Source organism: Pelorhabdus sp. sgz311001 (assembly GCF_055901755.1).
The window spans coordinates 1,080,941-1,104,196 of sequence record NZ_JBVXUT010000001.1 but is presented as its reverse complement, the minus strand read 5'-3'; the positions used below and the strand labels follow the sequence as shown (position 1 = coordinate 1,104,196).

Here is a 23,256-nt window from a genome sequence, read left to right as displayed (position 1 = left end):
TAAAAGAAAAAAGACTGCAGATAGGCTTGCTACTTGTTGTGGCAAGCCTTTTGTATTACTTTGTGTTACATTTGTATTACTTTATCTAAATCCGTATATAATAAAGTTGCAATTATAAGTTTTGCTTGTTGCTAACATGTAAATAGTGTATAATAAATCTGGAAGAATTGTTCGGCAGTAGTTTTTTGTAAGTAAATGAACGGCTTTTACCGATGAGAGAGCGGACAAATAAATCGGCAATTTTACTATGCTTGCTTTTATGGTAATTGAATCTACTTGTTTTTTTGGAGGTGTATATTTTATTGGCTAAAATACCGCAGAAAATTCAGATTATTCCTTTGGGCGGCTTAGGCGAAATCGGAAAAAATATGACTGTCGTTCGTTATGGCGATGAGATACTTGTTATTGATTCCGGCCTAATGTTTCCTGAAGATGACATGTTAGGGATTGATCTTGTCATTCCTGATATTTCTTATTTGATTGAAAATCGTGACATGATTAAAGCAATTGTTTTAACTCATGGCCATGAAGACCATATTGGGGCGTTGCCCTACGTATTGAAGCAACTGAATGTACCTGTTTATGGTACGCGACTGACTCTGGGAATTTTGCAAGGTCGCTTGAAAGAAAATAATGTTTCGACAGCCAATCTTGTTCCGGTTCAGCCGGGAGATCAAATTCAGTTGGGAATTTTTAAAGTTGGTTTTATTCGTGTAAGTCACAGCATTGCCGATGCTGTTTCTTTGTCCATAAAAACGCCGCTTGGTACGATTGTCCATACCGGCGATTTCAAGCTCGATCAAACTCCCGTAGACGGTAAAGTAACTGATTTTCACCGTTTTGCAGAACTAGGCGACCAAGGCGTTCTTGCACTGTTAGCTGACAGTACGAATGCAGAAAGACCTGGTTATACCAAAAGCGAGAGTTCAGTCGGTATTGCTTTTGATGAAACATTCCGCAATGCCAGAGAACGCATTATTATTGCAACTTTTTCTTCCAATATTCATCGTTTGCAACAGGCGATTGACATGGCCTGCAAGTATAAGCGCAAGGTGGCTATTATTGGCCGCAGCATGGTCAATGTAGTGAATATTGCTATGGAACTTGGTTATATGAACATTCCCGAAGGGATTCTTATTGATATTGATGAAATTAATAATTATCCCGCTTCAGGTGTAGTTATTTTGACAACAGGCAGTCAAGGCGAGCCGATGTCCGCTTTAACGCGTATGGCTATGTCTGATCATAAAAAGGTTGATATTGTACCAGGGGACACAGTGATTATCTCGGCAACACCCATTCCTGGGAATGAAAAATCTGTTGCTAGAACGATTGACTTCTTGTTTAAGCAAGGGGCAGAAGTGATTTATGATAAAAATTCGGGTATTCACGTATCAGGACACGCTAGTCAAGAAGAATTAAAGATGATTCATAATTTAATTCGTCCCAAATTTTTCATTCCTGTTCACGGCGAGTACCGGCATTTAATTAAACATGCCAAATTAGCGCAAGAACTTGGTATGGAAAAACAGAATATTCTTGTTGGCGAAAACGGCCAAGTTTTAGAAATTAGTCAGGATAAGGCCCAGATTAATGGTAAAGTCACAGCAGGTAAAGTACTTGTTGATGGCTTAGGTGTCGGTGATGTCGGCAATATTGTATTGCGCGATCGTCGTCAATTATCACAAGATGGCATTTTGATTGTTGTGGTTACAATGGACAAACAAAAAGGCTGTGTTGTAGCCGGACCTGATATTGTTTCGCGTGGCTTTGTTTATGTAAGAGAGTCAGAACAGCTTATGGATGAAGCGCGTACGCGCGTAGAGCAAGCCCTCGAAAAGTGTAGTGGTAATGGTGTAACTGAGTGGGCGGCAATTAAATCAACTGTACGGGATACGTTAGGGAAATATCTGTATGAACGTACGCGGCGCCGTCCGATGATTTTGCCAATTATCATGGAAGTGTAATTTAACTGGAAATTAAATACTGGTTTTTGATGATCCGCCTTATTAGGCGGATCATCTTTTGCGCTTAGGCGAAAGCAACGTATGAATCATGGGCTCTATGGTCAATACTAGCAATAGAAAAGTATTGTATCAATGGAGGGATGTACTTGTGATTCATGATGACAACCCAGTTGTTGCCCCAAGTCCTGATAAAACGAATGTGCCACAGCAAGAAAAGTCAAAAACATCGCTAGCTAAATCGCCGTCTGCTGAAGCTTTAGAGGACCTTGGTACAACAGAAATTCCTACAGCAAAAAGTAATTTGCATGTGATGACGATTATTGGCCAGATTGAAGGACATATGATTTTACCGCCTAATAATAAAACAACAAAGTATGAGCATGTGATGCCCCAGCTTGTAGCTATTGAACAAAATCCCGATATTGAAGGGTTTATGCTGCTTTTGAACACGGTTGGCGGCGATGTAGAAGCAGGTTTAGCCATTGCCGAAATGATTGCCAGTATGTCTAAGCCCTCCGTATCCATTGTCTTGGGCGGCGGACATAGTATTGGCGTACCAATTGCTGTTTCGGCAACTCATTCTTTTATTGTCGAAAGTGCTACAATGACGATTCATCCAATCCGCCTAACAGGGCTAGTAATTGGTGCGCAAAGTTCTTTTGACTATTTGGAGAAAATGCAAGAAAGAGTCAATAAATTTGTTGTTTCTCATTCACATATTGCTGAAGAAAAATGGAAAGAACTGCTTTACAAAATTGGTGATTTGTCGCGAGATATCGGCACATCAGTCGGCGGCAGAGATGCTGTAAATTATGGCCTAATTGGCGAAATTGGCGGCGTTTCTCAGGCTATGCAAAAATTACAGCAACTGATTGAATACAAGAAGATAGCCAAAGGAACGCTCTTATCATGATTCTTTGGACAATAATGCCGCCGGAAGCTGTATTTCCTGAAGCAAATCCAGAGCATGGCTATAAGCAGATGCGTTATTTAGGCTGCAACATTTTCGCTGAAGAGCTTTCTGTCAGTAAGTATCGTCTTGTTCGGCTTTTATCGACCGATCCCGCTGATTATTTGCGACCTGAATTGCAACCAGGGCGCATTCTTACCAAACGCTCTTAACTTTAGAGAGCGTTTTTTTGCGGCTTTGTTTTGAGTCTATTTGGAAAAAAAGGTTTTCTTAGGCAAATGTAGAAAATTTCCTCAGAGGTGGTTGCATTGTTGAACTTTTTCTCGGGAGTATCCTCCGAGTTTAAATACGAATTATGGGGTATTTTTCTTGTAGCACTTGGCCTTATTTCAATGATTAGTTTACTTGATCTCAGTACAGGCGCTGTTGGTTTACTGACGGCGAAAGTGCTGCATTATGCTTTTGGTATTGGTGCGTTAGTAGTTCCGCTTGTTATCATAATTATTGGTTCGCGTTATGTCTGGATGCGGCGAGGCATCAGTTTTTCGCTTAAATTTGTCGCCCTTGTTTTGCTTTTTTTATTTTTTTTAGCGCTATATCATCACTGGTTAACGCCCTTAAATCAAGAAATTTATCCCGAGAGCCTTATTAATGGCGGCGGATTATCTGGCGGGCTCATTGTGTTTGGCTTGCGCAAGCTGTTTGGTTTTTATGGGACTTTTGTTTTGTTAACTGCTGCGGTGATTGGTGCTTTAATGGTGGCAACGAATTGGTCGTTAGGTGAAACGCTAATCAAGGCAAAAGATAAGGCGGACGAAGGCTTGTTGCAGGCTAAGGAAAGCTTAGCTTGTGCGTTAGAGGAGCGACGGCGCCAGCAAGATGACGAAATAGGTGACGAGGAACCTATTGCCAAGTCATCAAATGCTTTTTATAATCAAGAGAGGGAAAAAAAAGTAGTAAAAGATGACTTTTTGTCTCATGATATGCAAAAAAACAGTTTTTATGACAGGGAAAAGCCTTTGTTAGAAGAAAATGAAACAGCGCCAGAAGATGTCGCTTGTCTTTCGTCTGCTAAGGTTGGTGAAGAAAATAAGGAATCGGCTGAACTTCAAGTGCCGCTGAAAGCAGAAAATGGCGAAACGATTCTGCCTTATCGCCTGCCGCCCTTATCGATGCTGAAAAAACCTGTGCGGCAAAAATCTAACAAAACCGCTAAAGAGATTATGGAAAATGCCCATATTTTAGAGTCTACTTTGGCAAGCTTTCATGTAAGTGCTAAGATTACTCATACTTGTCAAGGGCCAGCTGTGACGCGCTATGAACTAGAGCCTGCCGCAGGGGTAAAAGTGAGTAAAATAGTCAATCTTGCTGATGATATTGCCTTGAAATTAGCTGCGCCTGGCGTACGTATTGAGGCGCCAATTCCCGGTAAAGCAGCAATTGGCATTGAAGTTCCTAATAAAGAAGTAGCTAGTGTACCCCATCGGGAAGTTCTAGAGAGTGACGCTTTTCAACAAGCTAAATCCTATCTTTCTGTAGCTTTAGGAAAAGATATTGCCGGACAGACCATTATTGCTGATTTAGCTAAAATGCCTCATTTGCTTGTAGCAGGCGCTACTGGTTCGGGAAAGAGCGTTTGCATTAATACGCTGATTACAAGCATTTTATTTAAGGCGAAACCAGAAGAAGCTAAATTTATCTTAATTGATCCCAAAGTGGTCGAACTATCGAATTATAATGGAATTCCTCATTTATTGACACCTGTTGTAACGGATGCCAAAAAAGCAGCATCGGCTTTGCGTTGGGCAGTACGTGAAATGGAACGGCGTTATGCGCTGTTTGCAGCAGCTTCCGTACGCGATATTAGCCGTTATAATGAAATAACACCAGAAGAGAAATTACCGCTTATTGTGATTATTATTGATGAGTTGGCTGATTTAATGATGGTAGCGCCTGTTGATGTGGAAGATGCAGTCTGCCGTTTAGCCCAGATGGCTCGTGCTGCAGGGCTCCATCTTGTTCTGGCCACGCAAAGACCTTCCGTTGACGTTATTACAGGGACGATTAAAGCCAATATTCCATCAAGGATTTCTTTTGCTGTTTCATCACAAATTGATTCGCGGACAATTCTTGATATGGCTGGAGCTGAAAAATTGTTAGGTAAAGGGGACATGTTGTTTTATCCGGTGGGAGCCGCCAAGCCGCTACGAGTACAAGGCTCTTTTATTTCAGATGATGAAGTTGAGGAACTTGTCGCTTTTTGCGCTCGTCAGGCCGAACCTGAGTATACGGAAGGGGTTACTCAAAGTCAGGAAACGGAAGAACCGGAAAAGACGCCCAGTTATGAAGATGAGCTTCTACCAGAAGCCGTAAGATTGGTACTAGAGACAGGACAGGCTTCCGCCTCCATGTTGCAGCGAAAATTCCGTGTTGGTTATTCACGAGCGGCTCGTTTAATTGATACAATGGAAGAAATGCATATTGTGGGACCAAGCCTAGGCAGTAAAGCGAGAGAAATCACCATGACCTCAGCTGAGGTCTATGAGAAGTACTTTCTCGAAAAGTAATTTTGCGTATAAAGCAATTTTCTGTTATGCTATAAAATACAACAACTATTTTTTGATGTTTCTTAGAAGAAACTTCTTTGCTGCTAAGTCTTTCATAGAGAATATGAATTTGTAAGTTTTTATCAGAAAAGCATTACGAATAAGTAGGCAAACCATCAAGGGGGTTGTGACAATGGAAACAGTAGGTCAAATACTTCGTGCCGAACGAGAAAAGCAGAATTTATCGATCAGTGAAGTAGAAAAGGCAACGAGTATTCGGGCTTTGTATATCACCTCAATTGAAGAAGATCAGTATAAGGTGATTCCAGGTGAAGTGTATTTAAAAGGATTCATTCGTAATTATGCTAATTTTTTAGGCTTAAATGGCCCAGAGCTTGTAGAGCTTTATCGACAAACACAAAAACCGCCAGAGGAAGAGGCTGAGCCGATCGCGCAAACGCCGCAACCGATTAAACAGGATTCTCTAGGACGTTCTTTTCCGAGCAAGCTAGTTGCCATGGTAATTTTGCTTGTAGCTGTTGTGGGGATTGGCTTTTGGGCCTACCAGAGTAGCGGTAAGACACCGGGACCTATGCCAGCGCCAGAAGCGAAAACACAGCAGCCAGCTCAAGTGCCGCCAACGCCAACGACTGCTACGAAACCAGCTGACGCAAAACCGGTTTATGTGCAAGCTAAATTTACTGCAGAGTGCTGGACTTTGGTGACGGCTGACGGTAAGCAGCTTTATGAAGGAATTCCTAAAATCAACGAATCATTTACGTGGCAGGCTGATAAGACTTTAGTGATTAAAGCAGGAAATGCTGCCGCCGTCGATGTGACTTTTAATGGACAGAGCCAGGGAAAACTTGGAACAAAAGGCGATGTTGTAGTAAAAACCTTTACGCCTACGGGAGTAAAATAGTAAGGAGTGCATGATGGAACAATCGTTTATTCCCATGAGTAAGGCTGAGATGGAGGCACGCGGCTGGGAACAGCTTGATTTTCTGTTTGTAAGCGGCGATGCTTACGTAGATCATCCCAGCTTTGGTCCGGCTATTCTTTGTCGACTTTTAGAAAAAGAAGGGTTTCGAGTCGGGATTATTGCTCAACCTAATTGGCAGTCAACGAAGGATTTTTTAGCATTAGGTAAGCCGAAGCTTGGTGTATTAGTTTCGGCGGGAAATCTTGATTCATTGTTAAATAAATTTACAGCAGCAAAAAGAACGCGCAGTACTGATAGTTATTCACCTGGCGGCAAGGCTGGCTATCGTCCGGAACGAGCCAGTCTTGTTTATTGTACGCGACTGAGAGAAGCTTTTAAACATACACCGATTATTTTAGGCGGCATCGAAGCAAGTCTGCGTCGGTTTGCTCATTATGATTATTGGTCTGATACGGTAAGACGATCTATCGTGATTGATAGCCGGGCGGATCTTGTTGTCTATGGGATGGGAGAAAAACAGATTCTGGATATTGCGCATCAACTAGCGCAAGGCATTCCTATTGACCAACTTCATTCTGTCCGTGGGACCTGTTATCCTACCCGTTCTTTAGAAGCTCTTTGGGATTATGTCGAATTGCCGTCCTATGATGATGTGGCACAAGATAAACAAGCGTTTGCTAAAGCTTTTAAAATCCAGTACGAAGAGCAGGATCCTGTTCGCGGCAAGCAGCTTGTTCAAGCCCATGGACCTGTTTATGTAGTGCAAAACCCGCCCGCTTTGCCACTGACGACAGAAGAAATGGATGCTGTCTATGATTTACCCTATACAAGAACATACCATCCTCGCTATGAAGCGCAAGGTGGTGTTCCAGCCATTGAAGAAGTCAAGTTTTCGCTTGTAAGTCACCGCGGTTGCTTTGGCGGGTGTTCTTTCTGCGCCATTGTATCACATCAAGGTCGAATTATTCAAAACCGCAGTCAAGACTCACTCTTAAAAGAAGCACAGGGTATGACGAAACTTCCTGATTTTAAAGGCTATATTCATGATGTAGGAGGGCCTACAGCTAATTTTCGTCATCAAGCTTGTTCCCATCAGAAAGAACGCGGTGCTTGTAAGGGAAAACAGTGTATGTTTCCAGGCCCTTGCCGAGAAATTGATACCTCCCATGACGAGTATCTTTCCTTATTGCGTCAACTACGGAAATTACCGAAAGTCAAAAAAGTGTTTATTCGTTCGGGGCTTCGTTATGATTATTTACTAGCCGATAACAACCGAGAATTTCTTAGAGAACTTTGTGAGCATCATGTGAGTGGGCAGTTAAAAGTTGCGCCGGAACATGTAGCACCGACGGTTACGAAACTCATGGGGAAAGCTAGTAAGGAAGTGTATTTGAAGTTTAAAGAAGCTTTTATGACTATGAACAAAAGAGTGGGCAAGGAACAATATCTTGTACCATACTTTATGTCCAGTCATCCCGGCTCCGGATTGCCTGAGGCGATTGAGTTGGCGGAATTCTTGCGTGATACTCACTGCCAACCGGAACAAGTGCAAGACTTTATTCCAACGCCAGGCAGTCTTTCCACTTGTATGTATTATACGGGGATCAATCCTTTTACAGGCGAAGCTGTCCATGTAGCGCGCCAGCCTCACGAAAAGAGACTGCAGCGAGCTCTCCTACAGTACCGTGACCCTAAAAATTATGATCTCGTTTATGAAGCTTTGGAAGAAGCTGGACGACTTGATTTGATTGGTCTTGGTTCTAAATGCTTTATTAGGCCTAGACGTAGTTTCAAGGGGAAAGCAAATTTGCTCCAAACTGAAACTGTAGAAACAGTAGAAAAACCAATAAAATCTTCAAAGCCATCAAATCTCTCAAAGTCGTCAAAATCGTCAAGACCGCCAAAATCGTCAAGGTCGCCAAAACAAAAAGGCCAAAAGCCTTTTAAAAAGCGTCGGTCATGATGTATATGTATAAATAAAGCAGGAATCTTTGGCATACCAGCTGAAGATTCCTGCTTTAACTTACGATATTTTATACAAGCGATTCTGAGGACGGTTTGGATAAATAAAGAGTTTTAATGGATTTACGGAATAAATAGTAGAGAATTAGACCATGAATCAGACAGGCGATGATTCCCATGAGTGGATTGAAGAGCAAAAATACCAAAAGACCTAATAAAACAGCAAGGGTGGATATGGCTATTTCTGCAAACCAAGCCCATCTTTTGGTTTTAAACAAGCCATAGGCAGGAAACGCGTAGAGAAAGATGCCGGGAAGTGAAGTATAGATGCCTGCGACATCTCCAAAAAATAAGCTATGGAATAGACCAATTATATTACCTAAAGCAATGAGTCCTAAGTAACCAACTAATAATAAAAGTCCTGCGGGAAGTTGCATTTTATTCGCTCCTTATAAGGTGAATTAGGTTATTGATTTTTCAGTCTTCTTATATTTTAGCATATTTTTTCTGACAAACCTATGGCTTTGCCCATAATTTGCTTGCATATCAGGAAGAGAAAGGTTATAGTATAGGTTGATACTTTACGTATTCAAGACGGAGGAATGTGCATGCGACGTTATGTGCCACTCTTGTTTCTATCTTTTTTTCTGGTTTTTGCTGCGATTATTGGTACCGATTTATTAGGACACGCTGGTAATCAAACACCGGAAAACCTTAAGTCAATCGTTGTCTATACAAATTTGCCTGTAGAACAAGTATCGCTTTTTGCGCAGGAATATGAAAAGTCCGCAAAAATTAGAGTTCAAATGGTGCCTTTGTCTGACCAGGATCTGTTGCAAAAACTTCAGAATGAGCGCCAAACGCCACAGGCTGATCTTGTTTTAGCTACAGAGGCTGTTCTGAGGCAGGTCCAGAAAGAGCATCTTCTCGCGCCTGTAACCTCAGAGCAAACCGATATAGTTCCTGACCGGTTTAAGGATAAAGATAATTTTTGGGTTGGTACTTGGTATGACCCGATTGTATTTGCCGTAAATCGCGATTTTGCCAAGAAGCTTTCTCAACCAATTCAACGGTGGGCTGACTTAGGGAAAGACAGTCAGGTACGTTTAGCTATGACTGATTTCTTAGCGTCGGAAGCGTCAGCTAGTTTACTTTATTCGTTGCGTTCTCTGCAGGGAGAACAGCCTACTTTGGCTTTCTTCAAGAAAATTCATCCTCAAGTGATTCAGTATGCCAAGTTTTTAGCTACGCCAGTGCGAATGGCTGGTATGGGTGAAGCGGATGTGGCCATTGCTGTTCAAAGTGAAACAATTCGTTATTATAATGATGGGTTTCCTCTAACGATTGTTTATCCTGATGAAGGAACGGCTTATTCTTTAACTGGCATTGCCTTGACTTTGCAGGGGCCGCATAGCGCTGACGCAGCGCCCTTTATTGACTGGATTTTGCAAAATGAAGCCCAGGAGTTATTGCAAAATCACCGATTCTATTTTGTTCCAACAAATCCTGAAACGAATATTGCTAAATTTTACGAGACGAAACATATGAAACTTTTCGACAGTCAACCGCTTACGCCTGTGGAGCAGCATACTATTATGGATAAGTGGATTCAGTCTGTTCGTCTAAGTCCTCGTTCGCTCTAGGAGGGAAATTGCATGTTAAAAGCAGGTTTTCTCAGCCTTGGCTGTGCCAAAAACCTTGTAGATACAGAAGTTATGCTTGGTATTTTGACTGAAAATCATGTTGAGATTGTACAAGATCCGGTCGATGCTGATTTACTCATTGTCAATACCTGCGGGTTTATTGATTCAGCCAAAGAAGAATCTCTTTCTACAATTTTATCTATGGCTGAGTATAAACAGACAGGAAGATGCCGCGGTTTAATTGTCGCTGGCTGTTTAGGTGAACGCTATCGGCAAGATCTTTTGGATGAATTACCGGAAATCGACGCGATTGTCGGTACTGGATCGTGGCATCGTATTATGGAAGCTGTCAATGCAGTTCTCTCGGGACAGCGTCTGTTAATTGCCGATGCAAATACGACGATTTATGACGATACAACGCCTCGGATTACTACAACGCCTTTTTACAGCGCCTATGTAAAAGTAGCTGATGGCTGTAACAACCGTTGTGCTTATTGCGCTATTCCTTTTATTCGCGGCGATTTTCGTAGTCGTTCTATTGAATCTATCGAAAATGAAGTCAAACGTCTTGTAGCGCAAGGAACAAAAGAAATTATTTTGATTGCACAGGACACCACAAACTATGGACAGGATCTTTACGGTAAACCAAGCCTACCTGAGCTGTTAAAAGCGCTTGTGAAAATTAATGATCTGAAATGGATTCGGTTACTTTATGGTTATCCCGTTCATTTTTCTGATGAAATTATTCAATTAATGGCTAAAGAACCGAAAATTCTTCATTATGTAGATCTGCCATTGCAGCATGCTCATGATGATATTTTGCGGGCGATGCATCGTCCGGAGACGCAAGCAGAAATTAAAACTTTGCTGCAAAAGCTGCGAGATGCCATTCCCGATGTGGTTGTGCGTACGTCTTTTATTGTGGGCTTTCCTGGTGAAACAGAGGAGCATTTTCAAGAATTACTTGATTTTGTCAGAGAACAACGCTTTCAAAACGTCGGCGTGTTTATGTATTCTCAAGAAGAGGGTACTAGTGCGGCGAAAATGGCAAACCAAGTTGATGAAGCTGTAAAAGAAGATCGCTATCACCGTCTTATGGCCGAACAAAGCCGCGTTAGTGAAGAATTGAATCTTGCTAGCGAGGGACAGATAATCGAGGTTTTAGTGGAAGGCAGAACCGATGATAATAAGGAGATTGTCTACGGCCGCTCCTATCGGGAAGCGCCGGAAGTGGATGGCCGCGTCTATATAGAAAATGCTGGATCACTGCAGGCAGGCGACCTTGTTTTGGCCAAAATAGTACAAGGCTTTACTTATGATATTTTAGCAGAAAAGCTGGAATCATAAAGGGGAGTGATAAAACCCCTTACAGGGAGGCGCTTCGGCATGATTGTCGAACTTGTCAGCACGGGAACGGAATTGCTGCTAGGAGAGATTGTTAATACAAATGCGGCTTTTTTAGCGGAACAGTTAAACGCTCTCGGATTTCACGTATTATACCAGACAACAGTAGGCGATAATCGCGAACGGATGGCCCAGGTTTTTAAAAACGCTCTAGAGCGTGCCGATATTGTGATTACGTCAGGTGGGTTAGGGCCGACGCAGGGAGATATTACGAAGGAAGTTTCTGCAGAAATTTTTTCTTTGCCGCTCATGCTTGATCCTGTTAGTCTGGACCGAATTACGGAGTTTTTTAAGCGGCGTAAACTAACTATGTCTGATAATAATCGTCGTCAAGCTATGATTCCTCAGGGCGCTTTAGCGATTGAGAATGAGCGGGGAACAGCACCTGGAGTGATCTTGGAACATTTAGGAAAAACAATCATCCATTTGCCAGGACCGCCCTTTGAATTAGAGCCGATGTTTCATTCATCGGTTGTTCCCTACTTGGAGCAACGGTTTGGTCAGCAAGGGACGATCGTCTCCAAAATTTTGCGCACTTACGGAATCGGCGAATCTTACTTAGAAGAAGAAATTCGTGATTATATTTTAGCCCAAAATAATCCTACGATTGCTCTTTTAGTGCGAAGCGGTGAAGTAATTATTCGCTTAACGGCCAAAGGAGCGGATCAAGCGGAAGCTGAAATGAAAATTTTTTCTTTAGAGAAAAAAATTCGTGAACGTCTGCAAGGCTATATTTATGGTGTCAATGATGATACTCTGGAAGGGATCATCGGTCGTCTTTTACTTGAAAAAGAACTTACCGTAGCTTTAGCTGAATCATGCACTGGTGGTCTAACCAGCAGTCGTTTAACTGACGTCCCCGGCAGTTCTGCTTATTTTATGGGCAGCGTTGTATCTTATAGTAATGAAGTGAAAATGCAGGAACTTGCTGTCTCATCTGATACCTTGCGTGACTATGGGGCAGTTTCAAAAGAAACTGCTTGCCAGATGGCGGAAGGCATTCGTGAACGGTTTCATACCTCGATTGGCGTGGCAATCACAGGAATTGCCGGACCAGGAGGAGCTACCGAAACAAAGCCGGTTGGGCTTGTTTATATTGCGCTTGCCAGCGAACGGGGAACTAACTGGCAGGAATACCGATTTGCCGGTACGCGAAAGGAAATAAAAACACGTAGCGCTTTAGCGGCGCTCAATAAATTATATCGCTATGTTTTAACAATATGAGGAGGTTGGTACTTTTGAAGGATAAAGAAAATACCCTTTTTGGTAACTTACAGTTAAATAAGAAAATTGTTTCGGCATTACAGGATATGGGATTTGAAGAACCATCGCCGATTCAAAGTCAGACGATTCCGCTTGTGTTAGAAGGTCATGACGTCATTGGACAGGCTCAGACTGGTACAGGAAAAACAGCTGCTTTCGGGATTCCCATGATTGAAAAAATTGATGAAGCAAGCCGCAATATCCAGGGGCTTGTTATTACACCGACTAGAGAACTGGCTATTCAGGTTTCTGAAGAGCTAGCGCGCATTGGTAAATTTAAACGAGTGAAAACATTGCCGATTTACGGCGGTCAGGCGATTGATAGACAAATTAAATCACTGCGCTTCGGCGTTCATGTGGTTATTGGTACTCCTGGACGTCTACTTGATCATATTCGCCGTAATACGATTAAGTTAAGCCATGTAAAAATGCTTGTTTTGGATGAAGCCGATGAAATGCTTGATATGGGCTTTGTTGACGATATTGAAGCCATTATGGAAACCATTGTGGCGGAAGAACGTCAGACATTGCTGTTCTCGGCAACGATGCCAAGACCGATTATGAACTTAACCAAGCGTTATATGAAAGATGCTGTTGTTGTTTCAATAAGCAAAGAAAAACTAACAGTTCCACTGATTGATCAGGTGTACTATGAAACGCGCGAAAAATTAGAAGGCTTGTGCCGCGTTCTTGATAGTGAAACTACAGGTCAATTGATTATTTTCTGCCGTACGAAAAAAGGCGTAGATGATCTTGTAGCATCGCTTTCTTCACGTGGCTATCTAGCTGATGGTTTACACGGTGATTTAAGCCAAGCACAGCGTGATCGCGTGATGAAAAAATTCCGCGATAGCAAACTTGATATTTTAATTGCTACGGATGTAGCGGCTCGTGGTATTGATATTGATGATATTACTCATGTTATTAACTATGATATTCCGCAGGATCCGGAAAGTTATGTTCATCGTATTGGTCGTACTGGCCGCGCTGGACGAAAAGGTGTTGCTATTACCTTTATCCAACCACGTGAGTATCGTCAATTAAAGCTCATTGAAAAAGTTACAAAAACACGAATTATCCGTAAAGCTTTACCTTCGCCAGCTGATGTACTAGAACGTCAGAGAGAAGTGATTAAAGAACGGCTTGTTCAGACGATCGAGCAAGGCCGGATTGCTGATTATCAGTCGATCGTCACTGAACTTGTACAAGATTATGATCCGTTAGAGATTGCTGCTGCTGCCTTGAAACTTTCGCAGGAAGGTTATAAAGAAAAGGCATCGGAGGCGACGGAAAAGCCGAATTATCGTTCTTCCGGCGCAGAACCCGGTATGGTTCGCCTCTTTATTAATGTAGGTAAAGCCCAGAAGATTCGTCCAGAAGATATTGTGCGGACCGTCGCGAGCGAAGCTGATATTCCTGGTAATACCATTGGTGTTATTAATATCTATGAAAAATTCACTTTTGTGGAAGTACCAGAAGACGTAGCCGAACGAGTGATTGCCGTTATGCACAAGAATACTTTAAAAGGTTATAAAATTAATGTAGAAGTGGCCAAAGGGCGCTAATACTGCCGAAAGAAGCGGAGGGCTAGAGGCTCTCCGCTTCCATTTTATTTACTGCTTGGGAGGGATCGTAGATGGATAAAGCAAAAGCCCTAGAGATAGCTATGCGTCAAATTGAAAAGGATTTTGGTAAAGGCTCCATTATGAAGCTTGGCGAAGCGGCGGCGAAAATGAATATTGAAGTGATTCCAACAGGTGCGCTGCCGCTGGATATTGCGCTTGGCGTTGGTGGAATTCCACGTGGTCGTTGTATTGAGATTTATGGACCGGAATCTTCCGGTAAAACGACAGTTGCGCTCCATGTGATTGCGGAAGCGCAAAAATTAGGCGGAATTGCTGCTTTTATTGATGCGGAACATGCTCTTGATCCCAATTATGCTCGCAATCTCGGTGTTGATATTGAAAATCTTTTAATTTCTCAGCCTGATTATGGTGAGCAAGCCTTAGAAATAGCGGATGCCTTGGTAAGAAGTGCGGCTGTAGACTTGATCGTTGTTGATTCAGTAGCAGCTCTTGTGCCGAAAGCCGAAATTGAGGGGGAAATGGGTGATTCGCATGTCGGTCTTCATGCTCGGCTTATGTCGCAGGCGCTTAGAAAACTTACTGGAATTGTAAGTAAATCCCATTGTACCGTTATTTTTATTAATCAGATTCGTGAAAAAGTGGGCGTTATGTTTGGGAATCCTGAAGTGACTACAGGCGGACGTGCCTTAAAGTTTTATGCTTCGATTCGTCTGGAAGTGCGCAAGGGCGAAGCCATTAAAAACGGCAACGACGTCGTAGGGAACCGGACAAAAGTGAAGATTGTAAAAAATAAAGTAGCGCCGCCTTTTAAGCAAGCTGAATTTGATATTATGTATGGTCAGGGCGTATCACGTGAAGGGGCGCTTGTCGATATTGGCACGGAACTGGATATTTTAACGAAAAGCGGTACTTGGTATTCTTACGGAGCGAACCGATTAGGCCAGGGCCGGGAAAATGTCAAAGAGTTTTTTAAAGAAAATGCTGCTATGGCAGCGGAAGTCGAAGCGAAAATTCGTGAAACCCTTTCTATTGGCACAGCAAAACCAGCTACAGAAGCCGATAGTTTCCTAGAGGTTGAGACAATTCGTGAAGACTAGTAAAGAACAGCAAAAAAGCGCTTATTCTTACGGACTTTTCTTATTATCGCATCGCGGCTATAGTGTGCAGGAACTGACAGCAAAAATGCAGCGGCAGGGATATACGGAAGTGGAACAGCAAGAAGCTGTGGCAAAATTATCGTATTATGGTTTTCTAGATGATCTGGCTCTAGCTAAGGCGTATTATCGTAAATTTACGGCAAGTGGGAAATATGGTGCTAAATTAATTGGTCTGAAGTTAAAGCAAAAGGGCTTTTCGGATTCGATCATTGAAAGTTGTTTTGACGATTATGATCAAGAAACTGCTTTAGCACAAGCGGTGCGACTGTTAGAACGCCGCTATAAGAAGCTTGAAGACAGAGAAACAGCGCCAATGTATCGTTATTTGGCAGCACGCGGGTTTTCGTCAGAACTGATTCGCAAAGCTATAGCGCTAGCTAGGCAAGAAACTTGACACTCTCAGGAAAAACACGTACAATTATATTACAATCGTGAAAGTAAATACCGTTAACAGCTAAAGTTTTAAATGAACTGACAGCAAAGGGGTTGTCAGTGTAGAAAATGAAAGCCGGGTTAAACTCGGCTTTCCCCCTTATATATATAAAAGGAGGTGGAGAATTATAATAATCGAAATATTCATTGCCGCACTAATTTTCGCATTTTTAGGCGTTGGAATAGGCTATTTAATTCGCAAAAAGATTGCTGAAGCAAAAATGATTTCAGCAGAAGCTGCTGCGAAAAAACTTATTGAAGATGCTGAACGAATTGGCGAAGCAAAGAAAAAAGAAGCATTAGTGGAAGCAAAAGAAGACATTCACAGACTCAGAAGCGAAGTTGAGCGAGAAAGCAAAGAACGCCGTAATGATCTGCAACGCTTAGAACGGCGGCTATTGCAAAAAGAAGAAAATCTTGACCGTAAAATTGATTCGCTGGAAAAGAAAGAGGATATTCTCAATCGTAAGGAAGGCGAAATCGAAAAGAGTCAAGAAAAAATAAATGAATTGTACGCAAAACAACTCTCTGAATTGGAACGGGTGTCTAATATGACATCAGAGGATGCTAAGAGGTTGCTTCTAACGAATGTAGAGGAAGAAATTCGGCATGAAACAGCTATGTTGATCAAAGAGATTGAACAGCAGGCAAAAGAAGAAGCCGATAAAAAAGCGCGCGAAATTATTTCGTTAGCGATTCAGCGTTGTGCAGCTGACCACGTGGCAGAGACAACTGTTTCTGTTGTGGCTTTGCCTAATGATGAAATGAAAGGGCGGATTATCGGTCGTGAAGGCCGCAATATTCGTACTTTAGAGACGCTTACAGGCGTAGATCTTATTATTGATGATACACCGGAAGCTGTTATTTTATCAGGCTTTGATCCTGTTCGACGTGAAGTCGCCAGAACAGCTTTAGAGAAACTCATTGCTGATGGCCGGATTCATCCAGCTCGCATTGAAGAGATGGTTGAAAAAGCGCAAAAAGAAGTGGAGCAAAAGATTAAAGAAGCTGGTGAGCAGGCGACCTTTGAAACCGGAGTCCATGGTCTTCATCCTGAACTCATAAAATTATTAGGTCGTTTGAAATATCGTACGAGCTATGGACAGAATGTATTAAAACATTCCGTGGAAGTGTCTCATCTTGCAGGCATTATGGCTGCAGAATTAGGCGTGGATGTCATGCTTGCTAAGCGAGCCGGTTTGCTTCATGATTTAGGTAAGGCCATTGACCATGAAGTGGAAGGCCCTCATGTAACTATTGGCGCAGATTTGGCTAAGAAATATCGCGAGTCTGCTGAAGTAGTAAATGCAATTGGCGCCCATCATGGCGACGAAGAACCGACGACTGTACAGGCTGTACTCGTAGCTGCAGCGGATGCTGTATCTGCCGCTAGACCAGGCGCTCGTCGTGAAACTTTAGAAAGCTATTTGAAGCGGTTGACACGATTGGAAGAAATTGCTGAGTCATTTGACGGCGTGGAGAAATCCTTTGCTATTCAGGCTGGGCGGGAAGTCCGCATTATGGTAAAACCAGAAAAAATTGATGACTTAGCTTCAGTTCGTCTTGTACGAGATATTGTCAAACGAATTGAAAATGAATTAGAATATCCCGGTCAGATTAAAGTGACCGTCATACGTGAAACAAGGGCAGTTGATTATGCCAAATAAAAATAAAACCGGCCGATAAGGTCGGTTTTATTTTTATTTATTAGAGCAGGATTTCCCCCTTTATCAGCGAACTTTTATTGTTATGTCATAACGTGGATGGTGAAAACAATGAATTCTACTAATCAAAGTGAAAAGTCGGTCAGTAACGGTGTTCATCTTTTAATATCGCTGTTAATTCGTTACCCAGAAATTGGCACAGTTACTTTTGATCCCGATCATCATACATTAAAGCTTTCTTTTATGTTTCATAATTTGCCGGAGCAAGAGGATTTTGCCGCTTTAAAACAATCTTTATTGCAAAGTCTTCATACTTATTATCGCCTAGAACGTTTTCGGCAGCCTTTGGTAAATCTATCTGTTAAAACGGTAGCCTCTTTGATTACTCTCACTTTAGTTCGTGATATTTATTCCTTTGGTAAGGGCGAAATTGATCTTGTTGTTGCTTTTTTACGGCAAGAGCTAGGTCAAGCTTTAATTGTTGAAGCGAATCAGCCGCTAGTAGAAGAAGATTTGCGGTTTCAAGAAGAGTTAATTGAGAATATGCTGCTTAGTGTAAAAAAGGAGGAAGTAGGCCATAAGCTCTTTGGGATTCGTGAAGAAGGGAAAGTTATGGTTTTCAATAAATAAAAATAACAATTTTTAGAGGATTTACCTTCCTTCCGTCGAAGTTTTATGTAACTATTATAGTTATTGTTTGATTTAGACGAATTAAAGGAGGGTACTTAATAATGGAAATTTTAAAAGTTTCAGCAAAGTCTAATCCTAACTCTGTTGCCGGAGCGTTGGCTGGTGTTTTGCGGGAGCGCGGCGCTGCAGAAATGCAGGCGATTGGCGCAGGCGCATTAAATCAAGCGGTAAAGGCTGTAGCCATTGCTAGAGGATTTGTTGCACCGCACGGCGTAGATTTAATTTGCATCCCTGCCTTTACTGATATTTTGATTGATGGTGAGGAGCGAACCGCGATTAAATTGATCGTAGAACCTCGTTAAAAGAGACAAACCTGTTCAGGAATGAACAGGTTTGTTGTTTTTTTAGTCATGTTTGTGGCATAATATAGTAGAGAAGGGAGCGAGAAAGATGAATTTTGAATGGACTACCATAAATCCTGAAGCGATTCCTTGTGATACGTTAGTGATTATACCTCCTGCGGCTATAGATCAGAATTTCTTATTTTTACCGGAGGCTGATCGCCGAATGAATGATCAGCTTTTTTCTTTCCTTAAGGAAGATAGCACCAAAAAGGATTTTGGCACTGCCACCTTTTTATATACTTTCGGTATGGTTAAAGCAAAACAAATCTTATTTTTAGGTCGTGGTGAAACGGCTTTAAAGTCAAATGAATGGCGTCAATTATTTGGTATTGCAGCAAAAGCTTTAAAAAAGGAACAGGCTAAAAAGGTAACTGTTTTGCTGCTAGACGATGTTTTGACGACAGACGCTACTGTAATTTCCCATGCCGTCGAGGGGCTTATTTTAGGTTCTTATTCGTTTGACCAATATAAGGCTAAAAAAGAAAGTACCACTGTGAAGACCTGCTCTTTTGTCGGCGGCGAAGAGCCGGCAGATTTTTCTCAGATAGTAGAGCGTGGTCTTATTCTCAGCGAAAATGTGAAGCTTGTAAGGCAGCTTGTCAATGAACCAGCAGCAGTTATGACGCCTTCTGCTATGGAGGCAAAAGCCAAGGCTATAGCAAAAAAATGCGGCCTAGTTTTTGATTGTTTGGGACGTAAACAATTGGAAGAGCAGAAAATGAACGCATTTTTAGCTGTAGCACAGGGAAGTGAAGAAAAGCCCAAACTACTTGTCTTAGAGTATAAGGGAAATCCTGATCATTCAGAATGTATTGCCCTGATTGGCAAGGGAATTACCTTTGATAGTGGCGGACTTTCGCTCAAACCAAGCAGTGGCATGGAAGAAATGAAAGACGATATGGGCGGTGCCGCTACAGTATTAGGCACAATTAAAGCACTTGCTGAATTGAAAGTTAAGATTAATGTCATGGCAATCATGCCTTGTACTGAAAATATGCCTTCAGGCTCTGCCTATCGACCTGGTGATATAATTACTGCTATGAGTGGAAAAACAATTGAAGTTGTGAATACTGATGCTGAAGGACGGCTGATTTTAGCTGACGCCATTACTTATGCCAAAGAAAAAGGCGCTACTAAGTTAATTGATGTAGCTACGTTGACGGGAGCTTGTGTCGTAGCTTTGGGAGCTGTTGCAGCTGGTGTATTTACCAACAAGCAAGAATGGGGTCAAAAACTTTTAGATGCTTCAGAGGAAACCGGCGAAAAAATGTGGCAACTGCCTTTGTTTAAGGAATATGAGGACTTGATTAAAAGTCAAGTAGCTGATATTAAAAATTCCGGCGGACGGGAAGCCGGTGCGAGTACAGCTGCTTGCTTCTTACAACATTTTGCTGGCGATACACCTTGGATTCATATTGATATTGCTGGTGTAGTAACAACCAAAAAAAATCAAGGCTATCAAGTAAAAGGGGCGACCGGGGCCGGGGTATTTACATTAGTCAAGTTGTTCGAGTCTTTAAGCCATGAGTAAAGCAGACTTACATATTCATACTACGGCTTCAGACGGACGGTTTTCGCCGCAAGAAATTTTAGCAGCGGCCAAGGCCGCTGGCCTTAGCACTATTGCCTTGACAGATCATGATACAATTGATGGTCTACTTCAGCTTGTTGAGTCGCCTTCTTGGCAAAAATCCTCAGTCAAGATTATTCCCGGTATTGAATTTAGTACAGATGTTCCAAACCATGAGATTCATATTTTAGGCTATCATATTCACCTATTTCATGAAGAGCTAACTAGACAACTTAAATTACTTGTAGATGATCGTATTGTGCGGGCGCAAAAGATGATCAGAAAACTTTCTGATCTTGGTTACTTTGTTTCTTATGAACGAGTATTAGAGATTGCAGGCGACGGTACGGCAATTGGCCGTCCACATATTGCTAGGGCTTTATTGGAAAAGAAATATTTCTCAACGATTTCTGAAGTCTTTGATAAAGTGCTTCATACTAATGGGCCTGCTTATGTTTCTCACTATAAAATGACGCCGCAGGAAGCCATTGATTTAATTCATCAAAGCGGTGGAATTGCAGTTATAGCCCATCCGGCTATGGTTTATGACGACGCCTTGGTGGAACAGGTCATCAAAGCGGGCATTGACGGTTTGGAGGTTTATCATCCGACCCATCGAGCGGAAGATGTGGAAAAATATAAAAATCTTGCCGAAGAATACGGTTTGTTGCAAACAGGTGGTTCTGATTTTCATGGAATACCAGGGCGTTTTCCCGAAAAATTGGGCATTTTTATGATTGAAGAATCCTTAGCGGAACAACTACCTGTCAATTTTCTGAATCATTCCCTAAACCTGTAAACAGGGAATTTGAGGTTTATGTAGAATCTAGCAATAATAAAACAATAAGCGACAGAGTTTCTGTCGCTTATCCTCTTGTCATTCGAACTTTCCATTCTTTTAATTTATACATTAGGAGGCTATTGAATGAAGGTGATCGCCTTAGTCGGGCCCAGCGGAACGGGAAAAAGTCATCGGGCTTTGATTGTGGCTCACGAGCATCATGCGGATACCATTATTGATGATGGACTGTTGATAAAAGGTAGCAAAATTTTAGCGGGTTATTCGGCGAAGCGGGAAGCAAGTAAAATACAGGCAGTTCGTCGCGCTATTTTTATGGACGAGCAACATGCCAAAGAAGTAAGAGATGCAATAAAGGCAGCTAATTGTGAAAAAATCCTAATTTTAGGAACTTCTAAGAACATGGTTAAGAAAATTGTCCATGTTCTTGCCTTGCCGGAAGTCGAGCAATATATCCAAATTGATGAGATTGCAACAGCTGCTGAAATGGCTAAAGCCAGAGAAAGTCGGATTCGCGACGGAAAACATATTATACCTGTTCCAACGATTGAATTGAAACCACATTTTTCTGGCTATCTAATTGATCCATTAGAAATCTTTTTTAGAAAATCCCGATCTAAACGGCATAAGCTAGGAGAAAAATCAATTATTCGCCCCACTTTCAGCTATTATGGAAAATTGTTGATTTCCGATGCTGCGATTGCCAGTATTGTGCAGCAAGTAGCTAGTGAACAAGACGGTGTTACTCGCACTGGGCAAATTCAAATTAAAAATTCCCATGATCGGGAAAGAGGTCTTTCCATTACAGTGGATATGGTATTACAGTATGGTTGCTCAATTCATTCTGTAGTAAAGGCAGCGCAGTATAAAATGAAAGATATGGTTGAATTTATGACAGGCATGAATGTAGAAGAAATCAATGTAGACGTAAAACGTTTAAGTATTGATTAATCATTAGGGGGAACGGATATGGAGAAAAAAACTGCCCAGCAAGTGATTTTATTTTCCGGCTATGCTAAGCTACCTACAGGAATTACAGCAAGTGAAATGTATAAGGTTGTCGGTATTATTGTAACAATTAATGTAGATACGGGAGTTATTGTGGAAGCTGATTGTACTTTAGCTACAGCTCTAGCCCGTAAACATGTGGCTCAGATTTTAGTGGGCAGTTCCCTTAAAAATGGTCCTGATAAAATTTTAAGAACGATTGATCAAACCTATCAAGGCAGTGCGAAAAAAGCCTTGATTACGGCAGTACGGATTATTTATGATAAACTGCGTAGCTTTCAAGAAGGCAGTATTCCTAGCCTGCTTGATTAATTTTTATAAAATCATCATATAACAAGGAATAACAATGGCTGCAGCGAGTGTAGTAATGGCTGTTAAAATAGCCGCATATTCTGAATCGGCCTCGTAAAATTTAGAGATAATAGTGACTTGCGTCATCGCTGGTAAAGCAGCCTGAATTACAAATACTTTTTTCATTAATTCCGGTATGGCAATAAAGTGAGTAATACATAGAACGGTAAGCGGAGAAATGAGAAAACGGCCGATTAAAATAGCTACTACATCTCGATCGAAACGCAAGTCACTGCGCTTTATTCTACTCATGACAATGCCGATAAACAAAAGAGATAAAGGCGTTGTCATGCCACCAAGATATTTTGTGGTATTGACGACAAAGTGGGGCAGCGATATGTTGCTTACTATAATAGCAACTCCGGCAAGGGCGCCAAGGAGCGGCGGTGAAAATATATTTTTAAGACTTTGTAGGCTAAAGAGACGGACTTCAGCCATGGCGCCGTCTTTGCCAATAAAATAATTACCAACTGTCCAGAAAAAGAGCGCATTTACAATAAAATACAATAGTACAAAGGGAATACTCGTATCACCAAACAGCGCTAAGTTGACCGGAATTCCTATGAAAACGGAATTGGAACAAAAAAATACGGCGCGAAAGACACCGCGGCGTTTTGGCGGAACTTTTAATAAATAAGAAACAACAATGCTGAGAATACAGCAAAGCAGCATGGAAAGAAAAGGAACAGCAATCCCGTAAATTACAGCAAGAAGTTTTTCTTGATTAAAGGCTGTTGCTAAATTCCATAGCATGTAAGCTGGTAAGGCAATAAAATTTACTAGCTTTGGAAAAACTTTACTGGTTTCTTCCGGAAACCAGCCCTTTTTTGTTAAGTAGTAGCCAATTATTACGATTGCGATAATAGTGAATATACCTTCTAGAGCTTGAATAAAGACCATAAGTACCACATCCTGATTCGAATTTTTCCGCAAATCTCTTCATTCTTTTCTCTTTGATTGTAGGCACTGTTCCTTAAATTGTCAATGAAGCTATTTTTGGTGTACTTACTATCAGTA

At 41.7% G+C, this 23,256-nt stretch carries 21 protein-coding genes; 19 read left to right on the top strand and 2 right to left on the bottom strand.

Annotation, left to right across the window (positions count from 1 at the left end; translation table 11 throughout):
* The first annotated feature begins 302 nt into the window (after positions 1 to 302).
* From AC0MXB_RS05670 to AC0MXB_RS05645, 6 genes are all read left to right on the top strand, one after another.
* Positions 303 to 1,967, top strand: coding sequence for a ribonuclease J (locus AC0MXB_RS05670; protein ID WP_474038635.1), 1,665 nt, complete (start codon positions 303 to 305; stop codon positions 1,965 to 1,967).
* Between the two features lie 148 nt (positions 1,968 to 2,115).
* Positions 2,116 to 2,880: a ClpP family protease gene (locus tag AC0MXB_RS05665; protein WP_474038634.1), complete on the top strand. Its 765-nt coding sequence runs from the start codon at positions 2,116 to 2,118 to the stop codon at positions 2,878 to 2,880.
* Positions 2,877 to 3,089, top strand: coding sequence for a YlzJ-like family protein (locus AC0MXB_RS05660; RefSeq protein WP_474038633.1), 213 nt, complete (start codon positions 2,877 to 2,879; stop codon positions 3,087 to 3,089). The genes AC0MXB_RS05665 and AC0MXB_RS05660 overlap by 4 nt, the downstream gene beginning before the upstream one ends.
* Positions 3,090 to 3,188: 99 nt before the next feature.
* Entirely contained in the window at positions 3,189 to 5,444 is a 2,256-nt protein-coding gene (locus tag AC0MXB_RS05655; RefSeq protein ID WP_474038632.1) for an FtsK/SpoIIIE family DNA translocase, read from the top strand.
* Between the two features lie 172 nt (positions 5,445 to 5,616).
* A complete protein-coding gene (locus tag AC0MXB_RS05650; protein ID WP_474038631.1) occupies positions 5,617 to 6,345 on the top strand; it encodes a helix-turn-helix domain-containing protein in 729 nt (242 codons plus the stop codon).
* 13 nt (positions 6,346 to 6,358) lie between these two features.
* On the top strand, positions 6,359 to 8,329 hold the full coding sequence (locus AC0MXB_RS05645; protein WP_474038749.1) for a YgiQ family radical SAM protein: 1,971 nt from the start codon (positions 6,359 to 6,361) through the stop codon (positions 8,327 to 8,329).
* Between the two features lie 70 nt (positions 8,330 to 8,399).
* On the opposite strand, the gene AC0MXB_RS05640 is transcribed toward AC0MXB_RS05645, so the two are convergent.
* The gene (locus AC0MXB_RS05640; protein ID WP_474038630.1) at positions 8,400 to 8,765 is read right to left on the bottom strand and encodes a hypothetical protein; all 366 of its coding nucleotides are present in this window, start codon (positions 8,763 to 8,765) and stop codon (positions 8,400 to 8,402) included.
* A 171-nt stretch (positions 8,766 to 8,936) separates the two neighbouring features.
* Between AC0MXB_RS05640 and AC0MXB_RS05635 the strand changes: the two genes are divergently transcribed.
* The 13 genes from AC0MXB_RS05635 (at position 8,937) to AC0MXB_RS05575 (ending at position 22,200) form a co-directional block, all read left to right on the top strand.
* The gene (locus tag AC0MXB_RS05635) at positions 8,937 to 9,971 is read left to right on the top strand and encodes an ABC transporter substrate-binding protein (RefSeq protein WP_474038629.1); all 1,035 of its coding nucleotides are present in this window, start codon (positions 8,937 to 8,939) and stop codon (positions 9,969 to 9,971) included.
* Positions 9,972 to 9,983: 12 nt separating this feature from the next.
* On the top strand, positions 9,984 to 11,318 hold the full coding sequence (gene rimO / locus AC0MXB_RS05630; protein ID WP_474038628.1) for a 30S ribosomal protein S12 methylthiotransferase RimO: 1,335 nt from the start codon (positions 9,984 to 9,986) through the stop codon (positions 11,316 to 11,318).
* Positions 11,319 to 11,357: 39 nt separating this feature from the next.
* Positions 11,358 to 12,599 (top strand): competence/damage-inducible protein A, encoded by a 1,242-nt coding sequence (locus tag AC0MXB_RS05625; RefSeq protein WP_474038627.1) that lies wholly within the window; start codon positions 11,358 to 11,360, stop codon positions 12,597 to 12,599.
* 14 nt (positions 12,600 to 12,613) lie between these two features.
* Positions 12,614 to 14,203, top strand: a complete 1,590-nt coding sequence (locus AC0MXB_RS05620) for a DEAD/DEAH box helicase (protein ID WP_474038626.1) — start codon at positions 12,614 to 12,616, stop codon at positions 14,201 to 14,203.
* Between the two features lie 71 nt (positions 14,204 to 14,274).
* Positions 14,275 to 15,321 carry a recombinase RecA gene (gene recA / locus AC0MXB_RS05615; RefSeq protein ID WP_474038625.1) on the top strand — a complete coding sequence of 349 codons (1,047 nt, stop codon included), beginning with the start codon at positions 14,275 to 14,277 and terminating at the stop codon, positions 15,319 to 15,321.
* Positions 15,311 to 15,775, top strand: a complete 465-nt coding sequence (locus tag AC0MXB_RS05610) for a regulatory protein RecX (protein ID WP_474038624.1) — start codon at positions 15,311 to 15,313, stop codon at positions 15,773 to 15,775. Before recA ends, AC0MXB_RS05610 begins: the two co-directional genes overlap by 11 nt.
* Before the next feature lie 163 nt (positions 15,776 to 15,938).
* Positions 15,939 to 17,480: a ribonuclease Y gene (rny, locus tag AC0MXB_RS05605; protein WP_474038748.1), complete on the top strand. Its 1,542-nt coding sequence runs from the start codon at positions 15,939 to 15,941 to the stop codon at positions 17,478 to 17,480.
* 108 nt (positions 17,481 to 17,588) lie between these two features.
* Entirely contained in the window at positions 17,589 to 18,107 is a 519-nt protein-coding gene (locus tag AC0MXB_RS05600; protein ID WP_474038623.1) for a hypothetical protein, read from the top strand.
* A 101-nt stretch (positions 18,108 to 18,208) separates the two neighbouring features.
* Entirely contained in the window at positions 18,209 to 18,469 is a 261-nt protein-coding gene (gene spoVS / locus AC0MXB_RS05595) for a stage V sporulation protein SpoVS (protein ID WP_474038622.1), read from the top strand.
* An 88-nt stretch (positions 18,470 to 18,557) separates the two neighbouring features.
* A complete protein-coding gene (locus tag AC0MXB_RS05590; protein ID WP_474038621.1) occupies positions 18,558 to 20,042 on the top strand; it encodes a leucyl aminopeptidase in 1,485 nt (494 codons plus the stop codon).
* A complete protein-coding gene (locus tag AC0MXB_RS05585; RefSeq protein ID WP_474038620.1) occupies positions 20,035 to 20,880 on the top strand; it encodes a PHP domain-containing protein in 846 nt (281 codons plus the stop codon). The genes AC0MXB_RS05590 and AC0MXB_RS05585 overlap by 8 nt, the downstream gene beginning before the upstream one ends.
* Positions 20,881 to 21,006: 126 nt before the next feature.
* Entirely contained in the window at positions 21,007 to 21,831 is an 825-nt protein-coding gene (locus tag AC0MXB_RS05580) for an Asp23/Gls24 family envelope stress response protein (RefSeq protein ID WP_474038619.1), read from the top strand.
* An 18-nt stretch (positions 21,832 to 21,849) separates the two neighbouring features.
* Complete coding sequence (locus AC0MXB_RS05575) at positions 21,850 to 22,200, top strand: DUF3870 domain-containing protein (RefSeq protein WP_474038618.1); 351 nt, start codon at positions 21,850 to 21,852, stop codon at positions 22,198 to 22,200.
* A gap of 3 nt (positions 22,201 to 22,203) precedes the next feature.
* Here the strand turns inward: AC0MXB_RS05575 and AC0MXB_RS05570 are convergent, their stop codons facing one another.
* On the bottom strand, positions 22,204 to 23,139 hold the full coding sequence (locus AC0MXB_RS05570) for an AEC family transporter (RefSeq protein ID WP_474038617.1): 936 nt from the start codon (positions 23,137 to 23,139) through the stop codon (positions 22,204 to 22,206).
* Positions 23,140 to 23,256: the final 117 nt, after the last annotated feature.